The 13392-nt window shown below is 32.3% G+C and carries 11 protein-coding genes; 7 read left to right on the forward strand and 4 right to left on the reverse strand.

Annotation, left to right across the window (positions count from 1 at the left end):
• Positions 1 to 13: 13 nt before the first annotated feature.
• Positions 14 to 628 (reverse strand): glutathione peroxidase, encoded by a 615-nt coding sequence (locus tag IMCC3317_RS04965; RefSeq protein WP_160128405.1) that lies wholly within the window; start codon positions 626 to 628, stop codon positions 14 to 16.
• Between the two features lie 123 nt (positions 629 to 751).
• Between IMCC3317_RS04965 and IMCC3317_RS04970 the strand changes: the two genes are divergently transcribed.
• From IMCC3317_RS04970 to IMCC3317_RS04985, 4 genes are all read left to right on the forward strand, one after another.
• The gene (locus IMCC3317_RS04970) at positions 752 to 1339 is read left to right on the forward strand and encodes a CHAP domain-containing protein (RefSeq protein ID WP_160128406.1); all 588 of its coding nucleotides are present in this window, start codon (positions 752 to 754) and stop codon (positions 1337 to 1339) included.
• Positions 1340 to 1379: 40 nt separating this feature from the next.
• A complete protein-coding gene (locus tag IMCC3317_RS04975; protein ID WP_160128407.1) occupies positions 1380 to 1763 on the forward strand; it encodes a hypothetical protein in 384 nt (127 codons plus the stop codon).
• 201 nt (positions 1764 to 1964) lie between these two features.
• Entirely contained in the window at positions 1965 to 2555 is a 591-nt protein-coding gene (locus IMCC3317_RS04980) for a phospholipid scramblase-related protein (RefSeq protein ID WP_160128408.1), read from the forward strand.
• A gap of 26 nt (positions 2556 to 2581) precedes the next feature.
• Positions 2582 to 2983, forward strand: a complete 402-nt coding sequence (locus tag IMCC3317_RS04985) for a biotin/lipoyl-containing protein (RefSeq protein WP_160128409.1) — start codon at positions 2582 to 2584, stop codon at positions 2981 to 2983.
• 7 nt (positions 2984 to 2990) lie between these two features.
• Here the strand turns inward: IMCC3317_RS04985 and IMCC3317_RS04990 are convergent, their stop codons facing one another.
• A complete protein-coding gene (locus tag IMCC3317_RS04990; protein WP_160128410.1) occupies positions 2991 to 3827 on the reverse strand; it encodes a hypothetical protein in 837 nt (278 codons plus the stop codon).
• Between the two features lie 119 nt (positions 3828 to 3946).
• Between IMCC3317_RS04990 and IMCC3317_RS04995 the strand changes: the two genes are divergently transcribed.
• The 3 genes from IMCC3317_RS04995 to IMCC3317_RS05005 all read left to right on the forward strand — a co-directional run bounded on the left by IMCC3317_RS04995 (position 3947) and on the right by IMCC3317_RS05005 (position 8387).
• Positions 3947 to 6316, forward strand: a complete 2370-nt coding sequence (locus tag IMCC3317_RS04995; protein ID WP_160128411.1) for an outer membrane beta-barrel protein — start codon at positions 3947 to 3949, stop codon at positions 6314 to 6316.
• A 284-nt stretch (positions 6317 to 6600) separates the two neighbouring features.
• Entirely contained in the window at positions 6601 to 7614 is a 1014-nt protein-coding gene (locus IMCC3317_RS05000) for a sensor histidine kinase (protein WP_160128412.1), read from the forward strand.
• Positions 7615 to 7625: 11 nt separating this feature from the next.
• The gene (locus IMCC3317_RS05005; protein ID WP_160128413.1) at positions 7626 to 8387 is read left to right on the forward strand and encodes a LytR/AlgR family response regulator transcription factor; all 762 of its coding nucleotides are present in this window, start codon (positions 7626 to 7628) and stop codon (positions 8385 to 8387) included.
• 668 nt (positions 8388 to 9055) lie between these two features.
• Here IMCC3317_RS05005 and ccsA read toward each other — a convergent pair.
• Together ccsA and IMCC3317_RS05015 are read right to left on the reverse strand one after the other, a co-directional pair.
• The gene (ccsA, locus tag IMCC3317_RS05010) at positions 9056 to 12370 is read right to left on the reverse strand and encodes a cytochrome c biogenesis protein (protein ID WP_170293840.1); all 3315 of its coding nucleotides are present in this window, start codon (positions 12368 to 12370) and stop codon (positions 9056 to 9058) included.
• Positions 12371 to 12487: 117 nt separating this feature from the next.
• Positions 12488 to 12877 carry a group III truncated hemoglobin gene (locus IMCC3317_RS05015; RefSeq protein WP_160128414.1) on the reverse strand — a complete coding sequence of 130 codons (390 nt, stop codon included), beginning with the start codon at positions 12875 to 12877 and terminating at the stop codon, positions 12488 to 12490.
• Positions 12878 to 13392 lie beyond the last annotated feature (515 nt).

Consider the following 13392-nt stretch of genomic DNA (forward strand, 5'->3'; position numbering starts at 1 on the left):
TATTTATGTGAAATTATTTTGCATCAATCCAACTAAGAACACTTTCGTCATTTGGCAATGTTTGTGGAGAAATTACTTTTTCCAATTCGCCTTTTTCGTTCAATAAATACTTTTGAAAGTTCCAAGCAACGTCAGAATCTTGCAATCCATTTTTAGATTTTTGCGTTAAGAATTGATACACTTTATGCATATCATCTCCTTTTACAGAAATTTTACTCATCATCGGAAACGTAACTCCATAATTTGCTTTACAAAATTTTGCAATTTCTTGATCGCTTCCAGGTTCTTGCGCGCCAAAGTTGTTTGCTGGAAAACCAACAATCGTAAAGTTTTTATTTTTATACGTTTCGTATACTTCTTGCAATTGTTCGTATTGTGGCGTCAATCCGCATTCGGAAGCTGTGTTAACGATCATTACTTTTTTTCCTTTTAAATCGGCAAATTTATAATCATTTCCTGAAATATCTTTGACTGTAAACTGATGAATTGATCCTTTTTCCATAACTTTTTTAGATGTATTTTTTGTCGTGTTGCTTTGATTTGAAGCAGTTTCTCCTGCGTTTTCTTTGGAAGGTTTTGTTGTGCAACTTACCGCACACAACACAAATAGTAGTATAAAAACTCTCATTGGTTCGTTGTTTTTTGTAAAAATACGAAACTATTCGATTAGAAGTAGAACGCTTCTAACACTTTTGTGGCTAATATTGTGATATTTAATTTTTAAATTGTGTAGCTTTTTTTATTTTTTCTTATGAAACGAAAACTAATTATAATAATTATTCTTTTAGGATTTTGTATTGGAATGTTGAAAGTATCACAACATGTAAATATCAATCCTTTTCGAACTGTCGGCGAAAAACTAGATTCATTTCATACTATTTCTGTTTATTATAATGGCGCTGTAAATCATGTGGAAAAACGAAATGTTTCCAAAGATGGTTATAATCTTGGATTAGAATTTCAATGTGTTGAATTTGTCAAACGATATTACTACGAACATTTAAACCATAAAATGCCAGATAGTTACGGACACGCGAAAGATTTCTTCAATCCAACTATAAAAGATGGAAAACGGAATACACAACGTAATTTGCTTCAATATAAAAACGGAAGTATTTCAAAACCAAAAACAAACGATATTTTAGTGTTTCAAAGTTCTTGGTATAATAGTTTCGGACATGTTGCCATTGTGACAAAAGTTACTGAAAATTCAGTTTCAATTATTCAACAAAATGCCGGTCCATTTAGCAAAACACGTGTTTCTTTTGATTTAATTTATGAAAATAATCGTTGGAAAATTCAAGATGAAAAAATTGTAGGTTGGTTGCGAAAAGAATAGTTTAGCATTTCGATTGTGTAAAACGTGACACTATAAATAAATGAAGTCCAAATATCTAGAAGAATTCAAACATAAAACAAAGTCCGAGCTGGTTTCTATAATTACCAATTCTGCTAAATATAATAGCCATGAACTGGAAGCCGCGCACGAATTGTTACGAAAGAAAACGACAACTTTTTCTGAATATCAAGAATTAACTGGCGGAAAAACTGCAACTGCAGAAATTTCTAGAAGTGACAGAAAGTTGTTGAATACCAATGATTCTGACAAAAGTTTTCTCGATATACTTTTAATTATCTTAAAATGGATTGGCATTATAATTTTCTTTCCAATGTCATTGGTTGTTATTGGCTATTACAAGAATAAAAAAGCAAAGAAAGAATATTACGCAAATAATCGTCCGCATAGTAAACGAACAGATTAATTTTGGTTATAAACAAGATTCGTATAGTTTTTACAATAGCTGAATTTTAATGATCTTGTTAAAGTTTACTTAGAATAAAAAATCCTGTTACATATCGTTAATTCTATTACTTATAATAGTATTTTAGCACAAAGAGAAACTGACTAAAGTTTGATGTAGGAAACATTATTAATACCAATTAAAACTAAAACCAATATAAAGATGAGTTCAAATTTTTTTGATACAAACAGTTATTTTATTGACGAAAAAGTTAATTATTTCAAGTTTGAAAATTGCTACAAGGTATTTAATGATAAAGGAAATGAAATAGGTTCTGTGAATCAAAAAATCTCTACAGGTCAAAAATTACTTAGACTTATATTGAACAAAAAAATGTTGCCTTTTAAACTAGAAATAAAGGATTCTAATGACAATATACAAGCAACAATTTCTAGAGGTTGGACGTTTTTTATGTCTACAATTAAAATAGATGATTCTAGAGGACATACGATTGGTTCTATAAAACAAAAGTTCACATTAATTAAACCTACTTTTAAAATTAATGATAGTTCAGGACAACTTATTTCTGAAATTAATGGAGATTGGAAAGCTTGGAACTTTAAAATAAACGATTCCCGCAAAAAAGAGATTGGAACAATTAGTAAAAAATGGAATGGAGCAATGAAAGAAATTTTTACATCTGCTGATAAATACAATGTAAATATAAATTCTGATATTACTGATACTACCAAGAAAATGGCAATTTTATCTGGCGCAATTACAATTGATATGGTTTTGAAAGAAAGTAAATAGACACTTTGTTGCTAATATCTAAGATTATGAATAAAATAATTAAAACTATATTTAGTAGACTTTTCCCTTCTCAGGAGAAACGAGATCGTTTAAAAAATGATTTAAAAGTAAATTCCAATTTTCGTACTTCAGAAGAACTAGAGCAAAATAATTCAAAACCCCAATTGGAACACGATTCTAAACTAAAAACAGGACACGTGGAAACACTTACAACTCCTGACTTGGGGAATCAAAAAGGATTAGTATTAACCAAATGGTATTACAAAACTGGCGATATCGTAAAACATGGAGACATTCTTTGTAGAATTGAAAACGAAAACCTTGAAATGGAATATGAAAGCTTTTGTGAAGGAAAACTAATATGGTGCTGCGAAAATAATAAAAAACTCACTGTCGGAATGGAAATCTGTAAAATTGAAGGTATTTAAATACTTGCTACAACTGCAAATGAATATGATCGTCATGACGAACTGCATGACACCCGTGGAAACGTATTTTAGAACTCGTAAGTTTCATGCGTTTTTTTAAATGTGGCTCAATAAATATTTTCTTGATTTTTGATGAAGCTGTCAATTTTTCGATCAAGTATTTTGTTCGAACTCTATCAAAAACATAATTCCCTTTGTTGTGTTGCGGAACTATTTTTTCCAAGAAACTATATTGAAAATATCCTTTCTCCGCACAAAACTCAGGCATGTTCTCCTCTCCTATTTTGGGCGATTCGCAAACGCCGTAACCCAACCAAGATGGGCTTCCGTTTTTGTTTTGTTTCGTAGTCGCATCTGTATAATAAAAAGCCAAATCTATTTTTCGTCCGTCGTTATGACTCCAATGTGGCAACAAGGGAAAATTCGCGCCAAGCGGAAAACTTGCATCTAAATAATAGGTAGTCGTTTCTGGAAATTCTTCTTGCATAGTTGCTGTTTCTGAAAGCAAAACTGCGTATAAATCTTCATGTACATAATGCCGATTCATCAAATATGTATACATACGCAACGGTTTTAATGCTGTATTTGTAATAGGAAGTGCTTTTCTATTATAGATAGTTGAAGCCAATACTGGTAAAATTACAAAAGATAAAATACTGTATATTACTAGAAACATGCCAAAATTCATCACTTTTCGCTTCCAAGCCAAAATCGTATTGCGACGTTTCAATCCTAAATAGATTAAATATGCCAATCCGCCAACTTGTGTGAGTATCGTAAGCAGAATTACAAGTAAAATATGAAGTAAAACACGGAAAACACGCAAATAATTATTTTTTTTCATCTGTAAATTTAACGGTAAAATATTCCCAATTCAACCTTTTTTAATCCCAATTCGGCAGAAACCTCTTTTCTATATACTAATTCTGAAACATATTTGTATATCAAAAAAAACGAACAATTATGTTAAAAACTCTATTCACCACCATTTTATTGCTCACAAGCTTTTCCATGCTTGCGCAAAGTACGATTACAGGAAATATACTCGACGAAACGAAGCAACATTTATCTTTTGTCAATGTAGTTTTATACGAAAGTGAAAATGAAACTCCACTAAAAGCCGTAATTGTCGAAGATAACGGAACGTACATTTTCAAAAATGTCAAAAACGGAAGTTATATTGTAGAAGCTTCTTTGTTTGGTTACAAAACGCAACGTTCTATTGTTTTAAAAATTGATTCCACCAAAAATGTAACTTTCGATTTTATCATGAAAGAAGACATTCCTGAAAATTTAGGCGAAGTTGTCGTTGTTGCCAAAAAACCTGTGATTACACAAACCGCAGAAAAACTTGTGGTGAATTTAGAAAATTCAGAAATGGTGAATTCAAATGTGCGTGATGTGATTAAAAAAATTCCAGGAATGTTAGTCACTAATGGAAATTTGAGTTATGCCGGACAAAGTAATATTCGCATCCTAATTAACGGAAAACAAACCAATTATATGGATATGCAAACGCTGTTGCGCGAAATGCCTGCCGATAATATTGCAAAGATAGAATTGGTGCAACAACCTGGTGCAGAATACGATGCAGATGGTTCGGGCGCATTGATTAATATTATTTTAAAGAAAAATGTAAAACTCGGAACCTACGGAACATTGAAAAGTACAGTTGGTTATGTGGACGGTTTTACATTTAGAAAAAGTGCTTCGATTGCAAGTTTTAAAGATAAAATTAATTGGCAAGCAAGCGCGAGTTATTCACGCGGTTCTTGGCGAGAAGATTTACAAATTGTACGAAAAGTTGGCAATGAAACTTACGATCAATTTTCACGTTCGCCTTTTGATCCAAATACGTTGCGATTGAGTGCAGGAATAGATTATTACCTCCATAAAAAACATACGACAGGAATTAGCGTCCAACGCACGGGAAGTTCTTCCAACAGAATTACGGATAATGTGACGAATATTACGAGCAACGGAAACATGGAATCGTTGGAAACAGATAACAAATTTGAGCGCGATTGGACATTGTACGTCATCAATCCGTATTATGAATATGATGATGAAGTGAATAAGGTTACGCTCGATTTTAATTATGTAGATTACAATTCCACAAATGAAAACAATTTATTTCAGGTTGGACAAAGTTCGGTAGCGTATGACAATCAGCGGTATTTTCAAGATGCAGCGTATAAAATTTATACATATCAAGCAGATTACAAACGTCAGTTAGGTAAAAAAGCAACGCTGAGCGCAGGATTTAAGTTTTCAGATGTAGATTCGGATAGTGATTTAAAATCATTGGTGCAGAATTCAAGTGGCGAATATGTAAATAATAGCAACCAAACCAATCGTTTTTTGATTGATGAAAATATCATGGCAGCATACGCAAAACTGAATGTTTCCGTTGATAAATGGTCTTTTTCTGGTGGATTGCGTTGGGAACAAAGTGAAACCGTAGGAACTTCTGCAAATTTGAATACTTCGTTGGATAGAACGATTGCAAAATTTTTCCCAAGTTTGAGTATTTCTAGAAATATTACCGAAGAAATTGCTGCAAATGTTGCGTATAGTTATCGCATTCAAAGACCTTCGTATGAAACTTTAAATCCGTTTGTATATTATTACGATCCGTTTACGTTTGAAGAAGGAAATCCTACGCTAAAGCCTGCGTTGACGAATAGTTTTCGTTTTAACTTAACATATGAAAACCAGCCATTTTTCAGCGCAAGCTATAGTAAAACTGATGATATTTTGTTTCAAATTGTGTCACAAAATGATGTAACTTCTGAAACTTCTCGTTCTACAATTAACTTAGCAAATAATGAAAATTGGAGCTTTAGTTTGTTTGCGCCATTGAGTTTTATAAAAGGTTTGGAAGGTTATACTGGCGTTATTGCAAATCATAATAAATTTACTTCTGAAAATTTAACTCCTGTGTTAGATACGTCAAAATGGAGTCTGACTTGGTACACAAGCGCAGAATATAAGTTACCTTGGAATATTCAATCGGAAATCTCTGGATATTATACGTCTGGCGGATTGGAAGGACAAATTGAGTTTGATTGGATTGCTGGAATTGATATCGCGTTTAGCAAAAAATTCTTAGATGAAAAGTTAAAAGTAAGTGTAGAATTGGAAGAAATTATAGATCGTAAATTTTACGGAGCCATCAATTATGACAATGTAAATGCAAACTTTACAAGCGATTGGCCGCGTAGAAATGTATTTTTACAATTAAGTTATAGTTTTGGGAAGAAATACAACAAATCTAAAAACAGAAAAAATAGCGCTGACGACGAAGTTGATCGAATTAAAACGAAGCAATAAATTTAATTGACTGAATAGAACAATACGTGACATTTTTTTCCGCAGTGTAGTAATTATTTTTCGTTAAGAATTTTTGAAGCCTTGGAAAAAATTTAGAAAAATAATTGCGGTTCTAGTTTTTCAAAGAAAAAACTAGAAACACCTCTGGAAAAACGCACTTTCTTTTGTTTCTTTTCTTTGTGCGAACAAAGAAAAAGAAAATGAAAAAATGAAAAAAATCATTTGCAAAAGTTGTATTGAATTGTACAAAATAACAAAATTTACTCTATTTTTAACAACTCATTATGGATACAAAACTCAACAAATCCGATTACATGCTCTTCGTAATTTATTACGGTGTATCTGTGTTGATGACCATTTATGAATATGTAAAAAGAGAAAACAATTTTATAGAATATGTGTTGGATATTCCTGCCTTTGTCATTATTGATATTGGTATGATTTACATTCTTTTGTATTGGTTGATTCCTAATTTTATTATCAATAGTAGAAAGTATTTACAATTCACATGTTGGGCAGTTTTATTGATGATGATTGCTGGGTTTTTAGAAGATGCGGTTGGTCATTTCAGTAGTAAAAACGATTGGAGCCAATTTAAATATGGTATTCAACAAATTGTAAATTATATTTCCAATACGGCAGAAAGTATTGGCTTGCCTTTCGGATTGATTTTAGCAAAGAAATATTACGAAAATCAGATCCTTTTTACATCTGTAAAACAACAACAAAAAGAAAATGAGTTGAAATTATTACGTTCACAAATTAGTCCGCATTTTCTATTTAATAACCTCAACACGCTTGATGCATTGATTGATAGCGATACGGAAAAAGCGAAAGAATATGTGAATCGTTTGTCATCAATTTATCGCTATTTAATTCAAACAAAAGATGCTGAAGTCATGGAATTGACAAAAGAAATGAGTTTGGCTGAGAATTATATTTTCTTGTTAAAAACCAGATTTGGTGACGATTATGATTTTGAGATTGTGAAAAATGTGTCTTTAGAAAACAAATTTGTACCAACTGGCGCGATTCAAACTTTGTTGGAAAATATTGCGAAACACAATCGTTCACAACACGGAAAAGCTATTAAAGCACTATTGACAATTGATGAAGATTGGCTTACATTTTCAAATACAAAAAGTACGCTTAAAACCAATCAAGAATCCTTGGGAACAAGTTTGAAAAATTTAGAATATCGATATACATTATTATCAGATCAGAAGCCAATTATCAATGATACTGTTAGCGAATTTACCGTAAAAATTCCAGTGATTAAACTAAGTAAAGAATCTTAATGTACACTTCAATGCGCATATTAATTTTAGAAGATGAAATTCCAGCTTACGAAAAACTCGTGGCAAATTTAGAAACCTATTTTGAAGAATCTTTCTTGCACGATTGGGCGCGTTCCAATGAAAAAGCACGTGAATTTTTATCGCAACATACGTATGACTTTATTTTGTCGGATATTCAATTGTTAGATGGAATTTCGTTTGATATTTTTAATTCGGTTCAAATTGATTGTCCAATCATTTTCTGTTCGGCACATGACGAATATTTGTTTGAAGCGTTTCGCACGAATGGAATTGCATATATTTTAAAACCGTATACCAAAGAAGACATTACACAAGCATTAAATAAGTTTCAATCATTCTTTAAAACAGAGTCTTTTCAGCCAATTCACAATGACACAATTGATTTATTAAAATCTGCATTAAAGCAAGAAGAAATACATTATAAGAAGCGTTTTGTAATTAAAAAATCAAAAGGAATTCAATTGTTAAACGTAAGTGATATTAGTCTGATTGAAGCTTCTGGCGATTTTTGCATGGCAATTGATCATTTAGGCAAAAAATACCCGATTTCGCATAATCTCGGAACCATTCATGAAATGTTGAATCCGTTGAAGTTTTTCCGCATCAATCGGAGTCAAATCGCACATATTGAATACATTGAAAATATAGAAAGTCATTTTAAAAATCGGTTGTTGCTTCAACTCACAGGATTGAAAGAGAAAGTAATGACAAGTTCGTCCACGACTTCGGGCTTTCGAAAATGGCTTGAATGACTGTTGATTGTTGATTGTTGATTGTTGATTGTAAAATTGAATTTCTATACGTCACTTCGAGTAAAATTTTGCAAAATTTTGTATCGAGAAGTACTTTGAAATTCTAAATGTTAACGATAAATTTTAAATGTAAAAGTTATAAATATCAAATATCGAACAGTGAATATCGAACAGTGAATATCGAACAGTGAATATCGAAGTTTGAAGTTTTTCTAAATTGAACTAAACTTATAAACTAAATATAAAATTTTAAATGCTAAATTTTAAATGTAAAACAGTGGCTTGTGGAAATATAAAATATTGAACACTAAATATCAAAGTTTGAAGTATTTCCAAACTGAACTAAACTTATAAACTAAATGTAAAATTTTAAATGTAAAACAGTGGCTTGTGGAAATATAAAATATTGAACACTAAATATCAAAATTTGAAGTTTTTCCAAACTGAGCTAAACTTATAAACTAAATGTAAAATTTTAAATGCTAAATTTTAAATGTAAAAGTGGTTTGTGGAAATATAAAATATTGAACACTAAATATCAAAATTTGAAGTTTTTCCAAACTGAACTAAACTTATAAACCTTTAAACTAAAAAAGTCACTTCGAGGAAATATCAAGGTTTGAAGTTTCCCCAATCCGAAAACTGAAAACTGAAAACTGAGACTGAGACTAATTCACAGACTTATTCTTCTGATAATGAACCTGATAACGCCAATACGCCAAAGCTCCGTACGCTAACCAAATTGCAGTGGCAGTGTATACAAATGGTAATCCTAAAACAGCGTCTCCTGTTGCATACGAGTGCAATCCGCTAAGGACAAAGTTTACACCGAAATACGTAAATAAGATAGATCCGAATGCAGAAATAGACATCCAATTAAAGAACCAACGTCCGCGCAATCCTGGAACTAATCGCATGTGTAATATAAACGCATACACCATGATACTGATTAATGCCCACGTTTCTTTTGGATCCCAACCCCAATAACGTCCCCAACTTTCATTTGCCCACATTCCACCAAGGAAATTTCCAATAGTTAACATGACCAAACCAACTGTAATCGCCATTTCGTTGATAATGGTAATTTCTTTTAGGTTGAGTTCCATGCGTTTTTTGTTCTCTTTCGTGGTCAAAATTATTAGTAAAAGCGACACAATTCCAAGAATCATTGCTAGCGCAAATGGTCCGTAACTGGCAACAATTACGGCTACGTGAATTAACAGCCAATAACTGTCTAATACAGGTACTAAATTTGCAATATTAGGATCGAGCCAGTTCATGTGTGCGCCTAATAAAACAATAGACACTACAAATGTTGTTGCCGAAAGAGCTAAATCTGACTTTCGACCGAATAATATTCCAAATAACATCGTTGCAAAAGCAACATACAGCATAGATTCGTACGCATCACTCCAAGGTGCATGACCCGAAATATACCAGCGCGTAATTAATCCCAAAGTATGCAATACAAATAATGCAACTACAAGCCATTTAAAAACCGCAATACCTATTCTAATTCGTTTACCATCTTTAAAAATCTGAGTAATAATTAAGACAAACATTACAAAACCTATTAGTAAATAATAGATCATTAAACGTTCAAAAATGTTGATTTTATTGTACAAAATTTCTGTGTCAATCTTTCTCAGAGATGGCAATACTTCACTTCCAAATTCTTCCTGACGTTTACGGAAACTATCAAGCATATTGTCTGCTTCTTTATAATTACCTGATTTTTGTGCTTCATTCAGAATAATCACATATACTGGCATTGCATTTTTCACGTAACGCTCGTATAATGAATCTTTGGGTTGAAATCCTCGCTCTGGATTTAACCTATAATCTTCACCAGAAATCCATTTGTTATTTTCATCTTCCGGTAACGGAAATATTTTTAAGATTTCTCCAGAAGTAGCTCTATTAATCAATCCAAGCTTTAAATCGTATTCTTTAATTGCTTTTTCATATTGATTTGGCGTATTCGATTTGTAAGCATCTTGTAAATACGGTGCTAATTTGTAGTTTCCTTTTTCATCAAAAAAATCAAGTAACATTGCATGTGTATCACTTTTTTCAATTCCGATAATCGTACGTAAACTATCGTGTTTTCGACTCTTAATACTGATAATGTTAGCATTATACCACAATTTTGGATATTGAATCATAGACAACAATACCTGATTTGCAGACATGTTATCGTTGTATGTGTTTGACTTGCTCAGTTTGCGTACTAATTCTTGCGCAAATGTATTGGCAGGTTTCATACGTCCACCATCTTGAATTACCAAACGCCCAAATTTATCAGCATGTTCTTTGGGAACTAGATTTGCATAAATGATAGAATCTATTTGTTTGGCTGTAATTTGTTGTGTAACAATTTCATGCTCATGACCTTCACCTTCTGCATGATTGTGTCCTTCATGACTAATGCTATCTTTTTGTACAACTGTTTCTTGCTGTGTCGCTTTCGCTTGATTAACCACTTCTCCAGTATCTTGTGCAACTGCTCCAAAACTGAAAAATAACAATGCAATGACAGTTAGTTTTGATTTTTGCTTCTTGATTTTTTCCATTTGCTTCTTTAAACTACCAAAACGCGTATTTTTATCAAACAAAATTACCATTAATGCCAAATACAATAACATGTATCCTAAGTAGGTAATATTTGTTCCCCAATAATCGTGACTTACAGAAAGAATTGTTCCTTTTTCATCTTTATCAAATTGTGCTTGAAAGAATCGATATCCAGCATGATCTAATACATGATTCATATAGATATCATAATCAAATGCAGCTTCATCTTCTACTGTAACTCTACTTTTGAACGATTTATAACCGCCGCCTTCTTGTGTTCCAGGATAGCGTTCGGCAATGAAATCATTTAGTTTTATACCAAACGGAAGGTTTAATTTATCAGCTCCGTAAGTAAGCCAAAAGTCCAATCCGCCAACGGTAATTTTTATTGGCGCGTTTGTATATCCTTTTCCGCCCATAACGCGTACTTCTTCCGTTTCGCCATTGCTAGAAACTTCTAAAATGATAGCATTTGCCTGATCTTTTAGACGTTCCGGAGTTTCTACAACGCCAATTTTTCCTTTTGTGGCAGGTTCTGGAATTACAAATTGCAATCCTGCTAAGTTATATAATGAACGTAATTTAAACGGTTGTACGCTGTCTTTATATACACTGTCTTTTTTCTGAATTGCCATGATCATATACTCGCCATCAAACGGACTTTTGATAGTGTAATTTCCATCTGCGTCGCTCATTATATTGATTGCGCCTTCTGTTGGATTGTTGAAAGCAATAAGTATATTATGAAGATTATCAGCCGTTTGACCAGCTTTCAGAAAGTGATTGTGACGATTTCCGCCGCCAGCTTCTACAATTTTAAGGTATTCTTCGCCATTTTCATCGGGCACAATTCCTTCTTCTGCACCTTGAATAAAGCCTTTATAATCAATAGTAAATTCTTGTCCGTTAAAATCTTTCTTCCAAGGAAAACTTTCGGTAAACCAGTTTCCCGCAGAAATTCCTTCTGGAGAAATTAAATAATCACCTTTTAATGTTCTTCGTCTTGGTTGCCCGTTAATTTCGCCGTCAACTAATGATGTAATGTATGTTTTTTCGGAAAGAAATGTATTTTCAGTTGCACCTTCTCTAATTGGCATAACACCTTCATAACTAATATAACGTGTGACAAACGCACCAAAAATGATACATACAAACGATAAGTGAATTAGTAATGTTGCCCATTTTCCTCTGCGAAACAAGCGATATCGGAACATGTTTCCGAAGAAATTAATCATGAAGAAAATCAGGATAACTTCAAACCACCAAGCGTTGTAAACCCAAATTTTCGATGTTATTGTACTGTACTCGCTTTCAATAAAAGTTCCTATTCCCATGGCCAAAGCGAATGCAAAAAAAAGGACAGCCATTAATCGTGTAGAAAAGAGAATATTCTTGATGATATTACCCATTATGTAGCGTTATCGTTAAATCAAAATTTCGTTATGCAAAAATACGGTATTCTACATAATTTAATGTCAATTTAACATTCAATTTCGGCTTATTTAGGAAGATTCTAATGAAGGGAATTATTTTGCAGTTCGCGCTTCAAATAACTTGATATAAATGAAAGTTCCCATTTTACGCGCTCTGTTTTTGGCAATGTTTGCTTTTTCACCTTCAAATAATTCGTCTAAGGTTTGCATCCAATAGTTGAGCCAAACACCAAAGTGATGTTCGTTTATGGAATTTTTTGCAGCGGCATCAACTTCTACATGCTTTTCTAACGGATTTCCTTTGTATTTATTGACAAAGAATAAATTGCTTTCCCAGAAGTCCGTTAAATGTACCAAATGCGCATCCCAATGTTTAATTTGTCCATTGAAAATTGGACCTAATAATTCATCTTTTCTAATTTTCGCATAGAAAGTATTCACCAAAAGTTGTACATCTGCTCTGTTTTTAATGTCGGTTTTCATTTTTTTGTATTGGGTTTTGGGTCGCTCCGCTTTTGGGTTATGGGTTTTGGGTTTTAGTCGCTTTCATTTCGACTTGGCTTAATGTGGCAGCTTTTGTTTTTTTGTTGATTTGTGTATTCGTTAATTTGTTTTTCACTTTCACTTTTAACTTTTAACTTTCAACTTTTCACTTTTATTGACTTCAGTATTGTTATTCGTTTATTCGGTATTCGGTATTCGTCTTTTTGTTGATTCGTTATTTGTTTTCCACTTTTAACTTTCCACTTTTCACTTTTCACTTTCCACTTTTCACTTTTCACTTTTAACTTTTATTGACTTCAGTATTTATAATTCGTTTATTCGGTATTCGGTATTCGGTATTCGTCTTTTTGTTGATTCGTTATTTGTTTTTCACTTTTAACTTTTCACTTTTCACTTTTATTGACTTCAGTATTTGTTATTCGTTTATTCGGTATTCGTTAATTCGTCTTTTTGTTGATTCGGTAATTTGTTTTTCACTTTCAACTTTCCACTTT

Origin of the sequence: Kordia antarctica (genome assembly GCF_009901525.1) — a bacterium.
Lineage (GTDB): Bacteria > Bacteroidota > Bacteroidia > Flavobacteriales > Flavobacteriaceae > Kordia > Kordia antarctica.

Excerpts from the sequence above, each read along its gene's own strand:
- IMCC3317_RS04965 (WP_160128405.1), bottom strand. The coding sequence starts at position 628 with ATGAGAGTTTTTATACTACTATTTGTGTTGTGTGCGGTAAGTTGCACA.
- IMCC3317_RS04970 (WP_160128406.1), top strand. The coding sequence starts at position 752 with ATGAAACGAAAACTAATTATAATAATTATTCTTTTAGGATTTTGTATT.
- IMCC3317_RS04975 (WP_160128407.1), top strand. The coding sequence starts at position 1,380 with ATGAAGTCCAAATATCTAGAAGAATTCAAACATAAAACAAAGTCCGAG.
- IMCC3317_RS04980 (WP_160128408.1), top strand. The coding sequence starts at position 1,965 with ATGAGTTCAAATTTTTTTGATACAAACAGTTATTTTATTGACGAAAAA.
- IMCC3317_RS04985 (WP_160128409.1), top strand. The coding sequence starts at position 2,582 with ATGAATAAAATAATTAAAACTATATTTAGTAGACTTTTCCCTTCTCAG.
- IMCC3317_RS04990 (WP_160128410.1), bottom strand. The coding sequence starts at position 3,827 with ATGAAAAAAAATAATTATTTGCGTGTTTTCCGTGTTTTACTTCATATT.
- IMCC3317_RS04995 (WP_160128411.1), top strand. The coding sequence starts at position 3,947 with ATGTTAAAAACTCTATTCACCACCATTTTATTGCTCACAAGCTTTTCC.
- IMCC3317_RS05000 (WP_160128412.1), top strand. The coding sequence starts at position 6,601 with ATGGATACAAAACTCAACAAATCCGATTACATGCTCTTCGTAATTTAT.
- IMCC3317_RS05005 (WP_160128413.1), top strand. The coding sequence starts at position 7,626 with ATGCGCATATTAATTTTAGAAGATGAAATTCCAGCTTACGAAAAACTC.
- ccsA (WP_170293840.1), bottom strand. The coding sequence starts at position 12,370 with ATGGGTAATATCATCAAGAATATTCTCTTTTCTACACGATTAATGGCT.
- IMCC3317_RS05015 (WP_160128414.1), bottom strand. The coding sequence starts at position 12,877 with ATGAAAACCGACATTAAAAACAGAGCAGATGTACAACTTTTGGTGAAT.